This window comes from Frondihabitans sp. VKM Ac-2883 (assembly GCF_015350875.1).
Classification (GTDB): domain Bacteria; phylum Actinomycetota; class Actinomycetes; order Actinomycetales; family Microbacteriaceae; genus Frondihabitans.
In genome coordinates, this window is the sequence record NZ_JADKSF010000003.1 from 466,880 (window position 1) to 479,819 (window position 12,940).

Below are 12,940 nucleotides of genomic sequence, written 5' to 3' on the forward strand. Positions count from 1 at the left end.
TAGTCAATCAGCCCACCCGAGATCGCCGTCGGCGTTTTCCACAGGGTTGACACCGAGTCGCCGCGCGTCGTCCGGTGAGTCCACGTCAGCGCTCAGGGCTGTCGCCACGGGCACGTCCACGACCCGGAGAGGGCCGAGGAGCCGCCGCAGCGAGAGCCCGTCGAGATCACCCGCGGCCTCGTGCTCACGAACCACAGCGCGGAGGCTGCCTGTCCGGTACAGCGCGAGCAGTGGCTGCCTGTGACCGGAATCGTCGACCGCCGCATATCCGTCCGGGTCGTCCTGCCCGGATCGTTCGACAACCCCTTCGCGAAGAGTGACCACGGCTTCCACGGCCCTTGGAACGTCAGCCGCGAGAACCAGCACCCACGTCGACGACCGCAACGAGGAGCCGTGCGGATCAAGCGACAGGGCAGCGAGCCCCGCGGCGAGGCCAGCTGCCGGGCCGGAAAATGGTGGCTCTTCCCTGACGGAGAGAACGCCCGATTGCGCGACCTGCCCGGGTCGCGCGCTGACGACGACGATTTGCTCCGCCCCCGCAGCGGCCTGGACGGCACGTTCGAGCAATGTCGAGCCATCGACAACGAGCGCCGTCTTGTCGATGCCGCCGAGACGGGAAGCCCGACCGCCCGCGAGAATCACAGCGTCGAACGTAAATTCCATACGGGCGACGCTAGCCCCTGAGGAGTGGCGTCAGTGCGCCATCGGTGTCGGAGCGCCCTCGACCACCGGCGGCTTGCGCACGAAGAAGCTCGCGACGATGGCCAGCAGCGACACGAATGCCCCGGCGAGGAACGCCATCTGGACTCCGGCCGCGGTGGCGTCGACCTCGCTCGCACCCGAGGCGATCTTGGAGGCGGCTCCTGTCGAGAGCAGGGTGACGAAAAGAGCTGTGCCGACGCCGGCCATCACCTGCTGAACGGTATTCAGGATCGCGCTCCCGTGCGAGTAGAGCTCGGGCTTGAGCGAGCCGAGCGACGACGAGAACAGCGGCGTGAACGTCATGGCCAGCCCGATGCTCAAGATCACGTGCGTGACCGGGATCATGAACGCCGGAGTGCCCGCGTGCAAGAACATCGCCATCGTCCAGAGCGCTCCGCTGACCAGGATCGAGCCGACGATGAGCAGGGTCGACGGACCGAATCGATCGTAGAAACGACCGACGAAGGGCGAGAGGACACCCATGATGAGCCCGCCCGGCAGCAGCAGCAGGCCGGTCGTGAGCGTCGTGAGGCCGAGGACCGACTGCATGTAGATGGGCAGGATGATGAGCGTGCCGAACAGCGCGATGCTCGAGACGGCGATCATCGCGATGGAAATCGAGAAGTTTCGCGTCAGGAACGTGCGCAGGTCGAGAAGGGGCGACGATACGCGTGCGAGACGCGTCTGACGAAGGATGAACAGAGCGAGAGCTACGACGCCGACGACGACGGGCACGAGCGGAGGAACCGGCTGCGGCGAACCGGAAGCCGCTTCACCGACGCCCGCGAGACCGTAGAGCAGACCGGCGAAAGCGAAGGCCGACAGTATTACCGAGAGGACGTCGAGGGGCACCTTGCGAGGAACGGTGACGTTCTTCATCTTGACGGCACCGAGGATCAAGGCGGCGACCGCGATCGGCAGCACGATGATGAACATGAAGCGCCAGCTGAGCGCGCTGAGAATGATGCCGGAGATAGTCGGGCCGATGGCCGGCGCAACCGAGATGACGATCGAGATGTTGCCCATGGTGCGACCGCGAGCTGCGGGCGCAACCAGGGTCATGGCCGTGGTCATGAGCAGCGGCAGCATGATCGCGGTGCCACTCGCCTGGACGACGCGGGCGATCAGCAGCACGGAGAACCCGGGCGCGATCGCCGCGATGAGGGTGCCGACGCTGAACAGGGACATCGCCAGCAGGAAGACCTGCCTGGTGTGGAATCTCTGAAGCAGGAAACCTGTCACCGGGATGACTACGGCCATCGTGAGGAGGAAGCCGGTCGTGAGCCACTGGGCGGTCGCGGCCGTGACCTTCAGGTCGATGATCAGGGTCGGCAGGGCGACGCTCATGATCGTCTCGTTGAGGATGACCACGAAGGCAGAGACGATGAGCAGCCCGATGACGAGGCGGTTGCGGGCGCTGTCGTCGGCAGGGGCGGAAGAGGCGCCTCCGGCGGGCGCAGTGCCCCCGGCAGGTGTGGTGGCACCGGCGGAGGGGGCGCCAGGTGAGGTGCCGCGCGAGGCGGCCGGCGTGGAGACAGTGTCGTTCGTCAAGAGCATTCCAGTGATCGTGGCGGGCGCGGTGAAGAGGGGGGAGAGAGACGCGTGGCGCTGAACGCGTCAAGGATCGAACGTGGTGGTTTGGTCAGTATTCCCCCTGCCGCCGACATTCTGAAGGCCCGAGGCGAGAAGCGGTTCGCGCATCAGGATTCCAGGCGCGGGCGGGCTCCACTGCCCAGTGCCCACGGCGTCCGCGAGCTCTCTTTCCTGAAGAGCGAAAGCGGCGTCGCAGCCGCCCGCCCGGGTATCAGAGCGCACGGAGACGTGAGCCGGCCCGGTCAGCCGAGCCGTCGGATCCTTGGTTCTGTCGGACCGGACGAACACGCCCCGCACACACGAGAACGCCCCGCCGACCGAAGTCGACGGGGCGTTCGAGCTAGATGGAGTGACTAGCTGGGGATGTAGTTGAACTCGTCCGGGTTGGGGCCGGTGCGCTCGTCTTTGTTGCGCATGGAGATGTCGGTCATGTCGCCGTCGGTCAGCTCGAAGTCGAACAGCTCGAAGTTCTCCTTGACGCGCGAGGCGGTCACCGACTTCGGGAAGACGATGTCGCCGCGCTGGATGTGCCAGCGGAGGGTCACCTGCGCGGGCGACTTGCCCACGCGCTCGGCGATGCGGACGATGGTCTCGTCGTCGAGCACCTTGCCCTGGGCGATGGGCGACCAGGCCTCGGTGGCGATGCCGTGCTCGGCGCCGAAGGCTCGCAGGGGCTCCTGCGTGAGGAACGGGTGCACCTCGATCTGGTTGACGGCCGGGGTCACAGTGGCCTCCTGCGCAAGGCGACGCAGGTGGTGCTCCTGGAAGTTCGAGACACCGATGGCACGGGCGCGACCCGAGGCATAGATCTCTTCGAGCGCCTTCCAGGTCTCGACGTAGTCGCCCACCTTGGGCAGGGGCCAGTGAATGAGGAACAGGTCGATGTAGTCGAAGCCGAGCGCCTCCAGAGTTCCGTCGAAGGCCTTGAGGGCGTCGTCGTGGTCGTGGAAGCCGTTGTTCAGCTTGGAGGTGACGAAGATGTCTTCTCGAGCGATGCCCGACGCGGCGACCGCCTCGCCGACCTCTTTCTCGTTGCCGTACATCTCGGCAGTGTCGATGTGACGGTAGCCGACCTCGAGCGCCTTGAGCGTGGCCTCTTTCGTCTCGGCGGGGTCGATCTGGTACACGCCGAACCCGAGCTGCGGGATCGTGTTGCCGTTGTTCAGGGTGATCGTGGGAACTGTTTCGTCAGTCATGCCTCTATCGAACACCCCCCGCTTTGGTGGCATTCCAGATTTGATTAGCAGGTGTACCCCTGGTATCGTTGCCGTCGGTGTTCTGAGTCGAGACTATCTATCTCGCTCGCACCCACTGATTCGTACCGCCTCTCCCGAGACGCATTCCACCGAATCCACCCCGTCCTCGCGACAGGCACAGCAAGTCACCGACCTATGAAGTCGTCTTCTTGCGAAGTCGAAGCGCGAAGTCACCAGCACGCCGACACTCGGCGTGTGCGACACCACCCTCCCCGGGCCCGATTCTTCACCAGGATCCGCTGGCTCGGCACGCGAGGGCACGTCGCCACCCAGCATCGAAAGAACGCATCGTGAACAGCACCATCACACTCATCCGAATCGACGGGACCGTCACCACGGCCCCCTCCCTCACTCACGACAACCTCGTGGAGTTCGTCGTCGTCGACGGCTTCGCCCGCGAGTTCCTCGTCCGCCTTCCCCGCACCGAGCTCGGCATGCACGTCACGCCCGGTGCTCAGGTGTCGGCGACCGGCGCCGAGGGCTGGGTTGTTCCCGGCCGTGCCTGGCGCGACGAGCCCAGCCGCACGATCGTGCAGGCGCACGACGTGCAGCTGCGCGAACTGTCGTTCGCCGCATAAGCAGCTCGACGCAACCTCACACAGACGGCGCTCACCCCTCGGGGTGGGCGCCGTCTGGTCACCAGTGCGCCGGCTCCTTCGGCAGGTGCTCGCGAACGATCCGGTCGACCTCGTGCTGCACCTCTCGCTGATCAACCGGTGCCGCCCGGAGGACAGCGAGATCCGAGGCCGTCACCTTCCGCTGCCGCGCGGTCTCGGCGGCGTAGAGCGCAGTCCGGTAGCCCGACGACGTCTGGCACGCGACGTCGGCCGTGGCGGTTCGCGTCTCGCGCGTGGTGATGACGGCGCCGGTCTCGTCTGGGCCGAACACCCGGCGGAGGGCGGCGGTGATCACGCCGTCGGTGGCCGGCGGGAGCCGCTCGACGGTTCTCGTCGGCACACCGGCGGCAGCGAGACACGACCGCCAGGCGGGCAGGGTGGCAACCACTTCTGGATCCTGAATCGCGCCCCTGTACGCCTCGGTGCCGAGCCTGATGGCCAAATCCGAGGCGGCTTGCGCCCGGCCATCGGACTCGGCGGAGGGCAGCACTGTGCGGCGGATCTTCGACAGGCACTCGCTCTCGACGGTCGATTCGCTGTCGGAGAGGCGGGATCCTGCGCCGGAGAAGAACTCCGACCAGAGATAGGCCGAGTAGCCATCCGACCGCACGGCCCGGTAGGCGCGCGACGCGGCAGCAGTCGCGTCGGTGGGCCGGAACACGTCTGCTTCGGGTCCGGCGAATTGCGCAGCGAGGCTGGAGGGATCCTGCCAGGGAATCGACCAGTCCACCCCGCGCTTCGCCATGCACTCGGAGGTGAGCAGCAACTCGGCATAGTTGTGCGAGAAGTCGTTGACCTCGATGTACCGATCGAGCGGCATGGTCCAGTTCGCCACGTCGGGCGAGGCGAGTGCAGGAAGGGTCTGATCTGCCGGCTCGGGCAGATTGCGGACGGCGATGCCCGCTGTGCCGGCCAGGACGACCGCGAGCACGACAGTTTTGGCGATCCACTGGTCGCCGAACAGTCGGAGAGGATTCTTCACGGGGTCATTCCGTTCTGCACGAGGGCGTGTTCGTAGGCGAAGACGACGACCTGAATGCGTCCTCGAAGGCCGAGCTTCGCGAGCACCGACCGCACGTGCGATTTAACGGTCGCCTCGCTGACGAACTGGTGCGCAGCGATCTCGAGGTTGCTGAGACCCCGTGCGACGAGGTGAAAGATCTCCGTCTCGCGGGCGGTGAGCTCGCGGAGCGGATCGAACGACTCGTGGACGCCGCGCGCTGCAGCGAACTGGCGCACGATCTCGACCGCTTCGTCGTCGGTGGGGGCGGGCGCCCCGACGGCAGCCGCCCGGATGGTGCCGAGGACGACCTCCGGCGCGGCGTCCTTCGTCAGGAACGCGTAGGCCCCCGCGGCGAGCGCGGCGAAGACGGCCTCGTCGCGGCGGATGGTGGTCAGCGCGATGATCTGGGGCGGGCCGTCGACAGGGGCCTCTTCAAGGATCCGGCGCGTCGCATCGATGCCACCGAGCACGGGCATCCGCAGGTCCATGAGCACCACGTCGGGCCGCTCACGCCGGACGGCCTCGACGGCTTCGCGTCCGTCCGCGGCGGTGCCCACGCAGACCAGGTCGGGCTGGGCCTCCAGCAGCATCGCCATTCCCGACGAGAAGAGACGTTGATCGTCGACGACGAGCACTCGTGTGGACGGGGGGCTTGTGCGCAACTCAGGCATTCTGCTCTCCCCCGCGCGCCGCGGGCACGAAGGCCGTGACGACAAACGACCCGGTTCCTGATTCGCGCACCGCGCTCAGCCAGCCGCCGGCGAGGCGGGCGCGCTCCGTCATCCCGGCGATGCCGATCCCGCGACCCGTGGACGCCACGAGGGGGCCGGCACCGGACGACTCGACCTCGAGGCGGAGCCCGGTGTCGTCGCGCGCCACGTCTACCCGCACGGCCGCGTCGGATCCTGCGTGCTTGAGGGCATTCGTCAGGCTCTCCTGCACGATGCGGTAGACCGCCACCTCCTGCGCCTCGGTCAGCGGCGCGGCCGCATCGCCGGTCTCCGCGAGGGTGATACCCATGCCCACCTGACGCGTCGACTCGACCAGCGCGGGCACGTCGTCGAGGGAGACCCGGGGTGCGGTGGTGTCGTCGTCGCCCGTGATCCGCTCGACGAGGCTGCGCACGTCGACGAGAGCCGTCCGTGCGACGTCGGTGACGGTCGCGAGCGCCTCCCCCGCGACGGCGGGCCGTGTGGCACTGAGGGCGGCAGCACCCTGCGCCTGAGACACGATCACGGCGAGCGAGTGCGCCAAGGCGTCGTGTACGTCGCGCGAGATGCGAGCCCGATCCTCCGACAGCCGCAGCTCGACGTCGATGCGATCGAGCTCGTCGCCGGTGCGCTCGACGTCGCGCCCGACCAGGCTGAGGATCCACGCCGCCAGCACCCCGAGCAGCCAGGCCGCCACCCCGACCCCGAAACCACCGAGCGCGAGCAGCAGGGCGTCTTGCCGGGGATGACCGGTCGAGCCCGTCCACGATCCCCAGGCCGACGGTCGCGCATCGGTCGGCACGCCCGTGACCACTCCGAACAGAATGCTGCAGACGGCGAGCGCCGGCAGCGCCAGCGAGCGCGTCAGGCCCCGGTGAAACACGGCGATGAAGAAGACCGCGAAGGCGACGGCAGCTTCGGCGGGCCAGGTGTTCTCATTCGGCGCGGCGACGAGGCCCACCAGTTGGAGCACGCCGACCACGACGGCAAACCCCATCGCGACGACCGGCATCCACACCGATAGCGCGATCACGACGGCGAGGAGGGCGAAGAGCTCGGGCGACGGGTGGTCGCCGTGGCGGTTGTACTCCGCCACGAACCACAGGACGAAGAAGAGCGCTCCCGCGAGCGGCGCGACGAGCTGCCGGACGACCACGAGGATCCGAGTCGTCGTGCGTCCGAGAACGCGGCTGGGTGTCTGCATTGTTCGACGGTAGAGCCGCACGGCGTGCCCCACCGCCCGGCGGCGCCTTTTTCATCCACGGGGAGGAGAGCGCGCCCTCTTCCCCGAGCGGGGGTCGTGTGGTTCGCCCGGACTGCCCCTAGATTGACCTCGGGGCTCCGCTCCGCCTGTTCTGGGGGAAGGACCCGTCTGTGATCACCAACTCGTCGCGGCATCGCGCATTCCGCACCGCCGTCGCCATCACCGCGGCCGTCGCGACTGTCGCCGGTCTCGGTCTCGCCGGCTCGGCTTCGGCCGCCACGTCCGTGCCGTTCTCGTCGGCCGTGCCGACCTGGGCGAAGAAGGCGAACCTCGCCGGCACCGCGTCGAAGACCACCATCGTCGAGGGGCAGCTCTACCTCGCACTCCGCGACCGGGCCGGGGCGAAGGCGCTGGCCGCGGCAGTCTCGGATCCTCGGAGCCCTTCGTACCGCCAGTACGTCACTCCGCAGCAGTGGATCGACAGCTACGCGCCCACGCAGACCGTCTTCGACGCGAAGGTGAAGGCCCTCAAGGCGAAGAAGCTGACGATCACGGGATCGCCGAAGAGCCGGCAGTACATCGTGTTCCGCGGATCGGTCACCGCGATCAACAAGGCCTTCAACACGACTTTGGCGACCTACCGGGTGGATGGCGTCAACCTGCTCGCCCCCTCGACCACCCCGACGCTCAGCGCCCCCGAGGCGAGCGGCATCGCCGGACTCAGCCTCGATCAGGGGCGCCTGCGCACCCGACCCTCGAGCGTCAACCGCACGGGCGCCGCCGGCACCGAAACGGGCGCCGGCACCAAAACCGGCACCGGGATCGCCCCGACCGAGACCCTGTCGTCGCTCCGCGAGACCCTCGCGACGCCCAAAGCGGTTACCGTCACGACCCCCTGCTCCTCCTACATCGGGCAGCGCTACGTGAAGTTCCCGACGACCTACGGCAAGACCGGCGTCGCCACTGCGAACTGCGGCTATTCGCCGAAGCAGATCCGCAGGGCCTACGGCACCGGCTCCTCCGACGGCGCGGGCCAGACCGTCGCGATCATCGACGCCTACGCCTCGCCGACCATCAAGACCGACGTCGCCAGCTACGCGAAGAAGACGGGCGAGGCGGCCTTCACCTCCGGCCAGTACACCGACTACTCGGCTCCGAAGGCCTCGTTCAGCGACAAGACCGCGTGCGGGCTGCCGAGCGGCTGGCAGGGCGAGCAAACGCTCGACGTCCTGGCGGTCCATGCGCTGGCACCGAAGGCGAACATCGCCTACGCGGGCGGTTTCAACTGCGCCGGCGGCCTCGACCTCGCACTGTCGAAGGTGCTCGACCGCGGCCTCGCGACCATCGTGAGCAACAGCTACGGCAACGTCGGCGAGCCCACCGGTGCAGGATCGACCGCCTACATCAACGGCGAGGTGAACCTGCAGCTGCAGGCCGCGGGCCAGGGCATCGGCCTCTACTTCTCGTCGGGTGACGACGGAGACGAGAAGGCGAACCTCACCTACACCGCCCCCGACTTCCCGGCCTCCTCACCCTGGGTCACCGCCGTGGGCGGCACCAGCATCGGCCTGTCGAAGACGAGCTCGCGCATCTTCTCCGTCGGCTGGGGCAACCGGTTGAACGCCGTCTCGAAGAAGAACGGCACCCTCTACTACAAGAAGAAGCTGCCCGGCACGCTCTTCGTCGGTGGAGCCGGCGGCGGCCCGAGCCGGATCGCGTCGTTCACCCAGCCGAGCTACCAGGCGTCGAGCGTCCCGTCGTCGGTGGCGCACGGCCAGCGCACCTCGCCCGACGTGGCCGCGCTCGCGGATCCTTTCACCGGGTTCCTGATCGGCTACCGCTCGATCACGAACGAGCGGACCCTCTCGACCGGCGCGTTCGACATGGGCGTCTCGGGCGGCACCTCGTTGGCAGCTCCCCTCGTCGCGGCGCAGATGGCGGTTATCCAGCAGCGGACAGGCGCGCAGATCGGCTTCGCCAACCCGACGCTCTACTCGGTTGCGAAGACGACGCCCGCGGCCTTCCGCGACATCGCCCCGCGCGGCCGGGCCACGACCCTCGCCTACTCCAGCTGGAACGCCACCTACGCCGTCACCCTCGACAAAGACACGAGCCTCGTCACGCGCACGGGCTACGACGCGGTCACCGGGCTCGGCGAGCTGAACGTCGCGTCGGCTGCGGCGTTTGCGCCGACAGCGGCTGCCCGGTAGGCACTGGCCGACGGCTGCTCGGTGGGCGCGGGTCGGCGGCTGCTCGGTAGGCACTGGCCGACGGCTGCTCGGTGGGCGCGGGCCGCGCGCAGGGCTCGCACCGCGCCCGACGCTGTTCCGAGCGGGGTGGGCGCCGGATCCTGAAGCCGTTCCCGGCTCGTCTGCACGACTGCAGTCTTTCAGTTGCGAAAAAATGCAGACACGGCAAGATGGTGGGCATGATTTCGGTGAAACCGGGCCTGCGCGATCGCAAACGTGAAGAGACGCGACGCCGACTCGAGACGGCTGCCGTCGACCTCGTGCTCCGTAACGGGCTAGAACGAGCGACCGTCGACGAGATCAGCGCATTGGCCGACGTGTCGTCGCGCACATTCTTCAACTACTTCGACACCAAAGAGGACGCGATCCTCGGCATCCACGATGCCGAACTCACCCCCGACGACATCGCCGAGCACGTCCGCGCCACCGACGGAGCCGACCCGATCGAGTCGACCGTGATGCTGTTGATCGGTCTGATTCGACCGTCGATCCAGGGGCAGGCCTTGCACGATCAGCGCCTTGAGGTGCTTCGGCGGTACCCGCAGCTGTTCTCGAGGCACATGATCCAGATGACGCGAATGATCGACGGGCTCGTCAACGCGACCACGACCATTCTCGAGATGGGCAGTGCGGGTGCTGCCGTATCGCGGGCAGAGGCGGAAGTGCTGCTTACGACCTGCAGCGGAGCGGTGCGCTCGGCGATCCACGAGTGGGTCGACAACGGTGCGCCCGAGCCCGCCGACGTCGTGCGGGTCAGGGCCGTCGAGCTGATCCGGTCTCTTGGGGCGCGCCTGCGCTGACATGTGCGGGTGAGGCTTGGCCCGTCGGTGTCGCCTGGTGCTCATGAGTCAGGAAATGTGCTCGCGACCTCACGAGACCTGGCCACCCTTGGGACGATTCAAAGCAGGGTTCCTGACGCGCGAACCTCAGCGCCGCGCTCCCGCGGGGCCTCCACGGCGCAGGAACCGGCGCCCTCCCACCCCGCCCACCTCGGATCCTCAGCCTGGCGCTAGCACCCGCCCGACCGCGCCGCATGTCCTCTCTTCTGCCGTCTACCGACACTCCTGTGACCCCGCCACAATGAGCATGTGTCAGATTCACGGAGACGTTCTCGTCGGCCGGCGTTCATCGTCCCGATCGCTCTCGCCATCGTCGCGGCCGGCGTCTTGGCGGCAGGCGCGGCCATAGATCTGCTGACCGGTGCTGCGGCGCCGTGGCTGGTCGGGGTCGCTGTAATCCTCATTCTGAGCTTGACCTGGTTGGCCTCGCTGCGCCGGAAGTAGCCGTCCCTCGGCGGCGCAGCCTGATGTGGCAATAGAACAACGCCTGAGGCCCCCTGGAACCCTTATGCCGAGCCCGGCGAGGCAGAGGCGCAGCCGGGCGAGGCAATAGAACAACGCCTGAGGCCCGCTGGAACTGCCATGCCGAGCACGGTGAGGCAGAGGCGCAGCCTGATGTGGCAATAGAACAATGCCTGAGGCCCGCTGGAACTGCCATGCCGAGCACGGTGAGGCAGAAATCAGCTCATCACATGCCCGGTAATGATCGCCTTCTCGCGGTGGCGGCGGCGGATGTCGGCGGGCTTCTCACCGAGCACGCGACGCATGGGAAGAGGCAGGGCGGCGCGGAGGCGGCCACTCGGCCCGCGCCAGGTCACGACGGCGCGCAGGGTCGGGGTGGGCTGCGAGCGATCGGCGTCGAGGGCGCGCTTCCAGGGCTTGCTCGCGGTGAACACGGAGCTGCCCTTCGCTGCGACTTCGCCGATCTTGGAAGCTCCGATCACGGAGCCGTCCGTCTCGACGAGTTCGACGTGCACTCCCCTGACGGGCTGGCCGCTGCGGTTCTCGACGCGGAGGTCGTAGGCCGAGTAGCCGGGTTTGAAGGAGGTCGGCGCGAGGTGCTCATGGCTGCGCTTGTCGAGCCAGTTGCTGAACACGGTGATCACGATCGGCGATTCGGAGGCGACGACCACCGGCACGGCGGCGTCTTCCTGTTTTGCGACCGATCGGGCCGTCAGCCCCAGCAGCACCGCGACGGGTGCCCCGACGACGAGGGCGCCGACCGCTTTGACGAACGAGGCGACCATCAGCGGGTTCGCAGACCGGAGAGTGACACGTGCATAGAAACATCTTGCACCCCCAGGGCCTGTCATCGCGCTTCGAGGGCACCTGACCACTCGCCGACGATACAAATCCCTGCGCCGAATCTTGGACGACTCCGCTCTCGGCGACGGAGGCCGACCGTGTTGAATAGTGAGCGACCCGACGAGATCGCAGTCACCAGTGAAGGAGAGCCACACGCATGAAGCCGGTCCAGAATCGAAGAGTCGCCGTTACCGGAATCGGTGTCGTCACCCCCGGCGGCATCGGCGTCGATGCGTTCTGGAAGAGCCTGTTCGAACCGGTGGCTCCGTTGGCCGTGCGTCGCGTCGACGAGACGGAGCTCGATGCCCGCCGTCTCATGAGTCACAAAAACGCGAAGAACTCCGACATCGTCACGCGCATGGCGGTCGTCGCGGCCGATGAGGCCCTCCGCGATGCCGGCCTCGTCAAGGTCGACCCGGAGGCGTCGAATCCCTCCACCACCGACACTGCTGAGCTCATCGACACCATCGATCACGATCGGGCCGCCGTCTCTCTGGGCACCGGCATGGGCGGCGTTCAGACGCTGGCCGAGCAGATTCTGCTCCTCGACAAGAAAGGCGAGCGTCTCGTCTCGCCGCACACCGTACCGATGGTCATGCCGAATGCGCCGGCCGGTGCCATCAGCATCCGCTACGGCCTTCGCGGTGTCGCCACGACCATCACGACCGCCTGCGCCGCCGGCACCGACGGCATCGCGGCCGGAGCGCGGATGATCGCCCAGGGCACCGCCGACCTCGTCGTCGCCGGCGGGTCCGACTCCAGCCTCACTCCCGTCTGCATCGCCGGGTTCGCCAACATGCGCGCCCTCTCAAAGACCGGAATCGCGCGCCCCTTCGACCGCGATCGCGACGGGCTTGCCGCGTCGGAGGCGGCCGGCATGCTCGTCCTCGAGCCCTACGACGACGCCGTCGCGCGCGGTGCCCGCATCTACATGACGATCGACGGTGCCGCATCGACCGCCGACGCGTATCACGTGACCGCTCCCGCACCCGGCGGCACCGGCGCCGAGCGCACCATGCGCCTCGCCCTCGACGACGCCGGCATCGCGCCCGAGCAGGTCGCGCACATCAACGCCCACGGCACGTCGACCGGTCTCAACGACAAGGCCGAAAGCGAGGCCGTCAGCCGCGTCTTCGGCACCACCCGACCCGTCGTCACAAGCATCAAAGGCGTGACGGGCCACTCGTTCGGAGCCGCGGGCGCCGTCGAGGCGGTCGCCGTCGCGCTGACGATCGCCACGAAGACCATCCCCCCGACAGCGAACCTCGAGCACCAGGATCCCGAGATCGACCTTGACATCCCCGTCGAGGCTCGACCGTGGCAGCCGGGGCCCGTCCTCTCGAACAGCTTCGGGTTCGGCGGCCACAACGGCAGCCTCGTCTTCGTTCCCGCCCCCTGACGGGCACCGCTCGGGCGGGGCGGCTTCCCGAGCCCGACGCCGTCCGCCACCTACACTGACTCG

Annotated in this window: 12 protein-coding genes; 5 read left to right on the forward strand and 7 right to left on the reverse strand. The window is 68.0% G+C overall.

Annotation, left to right across the window (positions count from 1 at the left end):
- Positions 1–3: 3 nt before the first annotated feature.
- The 3 genes from ITJ49_RS08350 to ITJ49_RS08360 form a co-directional block, all read right to left on the reverse strand.
- On the reverse strand, positions 4–663 hold the full coding sequence (locus ITJ49_RS08350; RefSeq protein WP_194603872.1) for a molybdenum cofactor guanylyltransferase: 660 nt from the start codon (positions 661–663) through the stop codon (positions 4–6).
- Between the two features lie 30 nt (positions 664–693).
- Positions 694–2,259, reverse strand: coding sequence for a DHA2 family efflux MFS transporter permease subunit (locus ITJ49_RS08355; protein WP_194603875.1), 1,566 nt, complete (start codon positions 2,257–2,259; stop codon positions 694–696).
- A gap of 389 nt (positions 2,260–2,648) precedes the next feature.
- Positions 2,649–3,491: an aldo/keto reductase gene (locus ITJ49_RS08360; protein WP_194603878.1), complete on the reverse strand. Its 843-nt coding sequence runs from the start codon at positions 3,489–3,491 to the stop codon at positions 2,649–2,651.
- 350 nt (positions 3,492–3,841) lie between these two features.
- On the opposite strand from ITJ49_RS08360, the gene ITJ49_RS08365 reads away from it, so the two are divergent.
- Positions 3,842–4,129 carry a hypothetical protein gene (locus ITJ49_RS08365; RefSeq protein WP_194603881.1) on the forward strand — a complete coding sequence of 96 codons (288 nt, stop codon included), beginning with the start codon at positions 3,842–3,844 and terminating at the stop codon, positions 4,127–4,129.
- Between the two features lie 58 nt (positions 4,130–4,187).
- Here the strand turns inward: ITJ49_RS08365 and ITJ49_RS08370 are convergent, their stop codons facing one another.
- From ITJ49_RS08370 to ITJ49_RS08380, 3 genes are read right to left on the reverse strand one after another with little or no spacing between them, the layout of a single operon-like run.
- Positions 4,188–5,150 carry a hypothetical protein gene (locus ITJ49_RS08370; protein ID WP_194603884.1) on the reverse strand — a complete coding sequence of 321 codons (963 nt, stop codon included), beginning with the start codon at positions 5,148–5,150 and terminating at the stop codon, positions 4,188–4,190.
- The gene (locus ITJ49_RS08375) at positions 5,147–5,833 is read right to left on the reverse strand and encodes a response regulator transcription factor (protein WP_228514199.1); all 687 of its coding nucleotides are present in this window, start codon (positions 5,831–5,833) and stop codon (positions 5,147–5,149) included. The genes ITJ49_RS08370 and ITJ49_RS08375 overlap by 4 nt, the downstream gene beginning before the upstream one ends.
- A gap of 1 nt (position 5,834) precedes the next feature.
- Entirely contained in the window at positions 5,835–7,085 is a 1,251-nt protein-coding gene (locus ITJ49_RS08380) for a sensor histidine kinase (protein WP_194603888.1), read from the reverse strand.
- A gap of 170 nt (positions 7,086–7,255) precedes the next feature.
- On the opposite strand from ITJ49_RS08380, the gene ITJ49_RS08385 reads away from it, so the two are divergent.
- The 3 genes from ITJ49_RS08385 to ITJ49_RS08395 all read left to right on the forward strand — a co-directional run bounded on the left by ITJ49_RS08385 (position 7,256) and on the right by ITJ49_RS08395 (position 10,617).
- Entirely contained in the window at positions 7,256–9,295 is a 2,040-nt protein-coding gene (locus tag ITJ49_RS08385) for a protease pro-enzyme activation domain-containing protein (protein ID WP_370544425.1), read from the forward strand.
- Positions 9,296–9,513: 218 nt separating this feature from the next.
- The gene (locus ITJ49_RS08390; RefSeq protein WP_194603890.1) at positions 9,514–10,134 is read left to right on the forward strand and encodes a TetR/AcrR family transcriptional regulator; all 621 of its coding nucleotides are present in this window, start codon (positions 9,514–9,516) and stop codon (positions 10,132–10,134) included.
- Positions 10,135–10,422: 288 nt separating this feature from the next.
- Positions 10,423–10,617, forward strand: coding sequence for a hypothetical protein (locus tag ITJ49_RS08395; protein ID WP_194603892.1), 195 nt, complete (start codon positions 10,423–10,425; stop codon positions 10,615–10,617).
- A gap of 236 nt (positions 10,618–10,853) precedes the next feature.
- On the opposite strand, the gene ITJ49_RS08400 is transcribed toward ITJ49_RS08395, so the two are convergent.
- Positions 10,854–11,420 carry a hypothetical protein gene (locus ITJ49_RS08400; RefSeq protein ID WP_194603894.1) on the reverse strand — a complete coding sequence of 189 codons (567 nt, stop codon included), beginning with the start codon at positions 11,418–11,420 and terminating at the stop codon, positions 10,854–10,856.
- Positions 11,421–11,635: 215 nt separating this feature from the next.
- Here ITJ49_RS08400 and ITJ49_RS08405 point away from each other — a divergent pair, with 215 nt between their 5' ends.
- A complete protein-coding gene (locus ITJ49_RS08405) occupies positions 11,636–12,877 on the forward strand; it encodes a beta-ketoacyl synthase (RefSeq protein ID WP_123941627.1) in 1,242 nt (413 codons plus the stop codon).
- Positions 12,878–12,940 lie beyond the last annotated feature (63 nt).

Bases quoted from the DNA above. Each gene is read 5' to 3' on its own strand.
- ITJ49_RS08350 (WP_194603872.1), bottom strand. From the start codon at position 663: ATGGAATTTACGTTCGACGCTGTGATTCTCGCGGGCGGTCGGGCTTCC.
- ITJ49_RS08355 (WP_194603875.1), bottom strand. From the start codon at position 2,259: ATGCTCTTGACGAACGACACTGTCTCCACGCCGGCCGCCTCGCGCGGC.
- ITJ49_RS08360 (WP_194603878.1), bottom strand. From the start codon at position 3,491: ATGACTGACGAAACAGTTCCCACGATCACCCTGAACAACGGCAACACG.
- ITJ49_RS08380 (WP_194603888.1), bottom strand. From the start codon at position 7,085: ATGCAGACACCCAGCCGCGTTCTCGGACGCACGACGACTCGGATCCTC.
- ITJ49_RS08390 (WP_194603890.1), top strand. From the start codon at position 9,514: ATGATTTCGGTGAAACCGGGCCTGCGCGATCGCAAACGTGAAGAGACG.
- ITJ49_RS08400 (WP_194603894.1), bottom strand. From the start codon at position 11,420: ATGGTCGCCTCGTTCGTCAAAGCGGTCGGCGCCCTCGTCGTCGGGGCA.
- ITJ49_RS08405 (WP_123941627.1), top strand. From the start codon at position 11,636: ATGAAGCCGGTCCAGAATCGAAGAGTCGCCGTTACCGGAATCGGTGTC.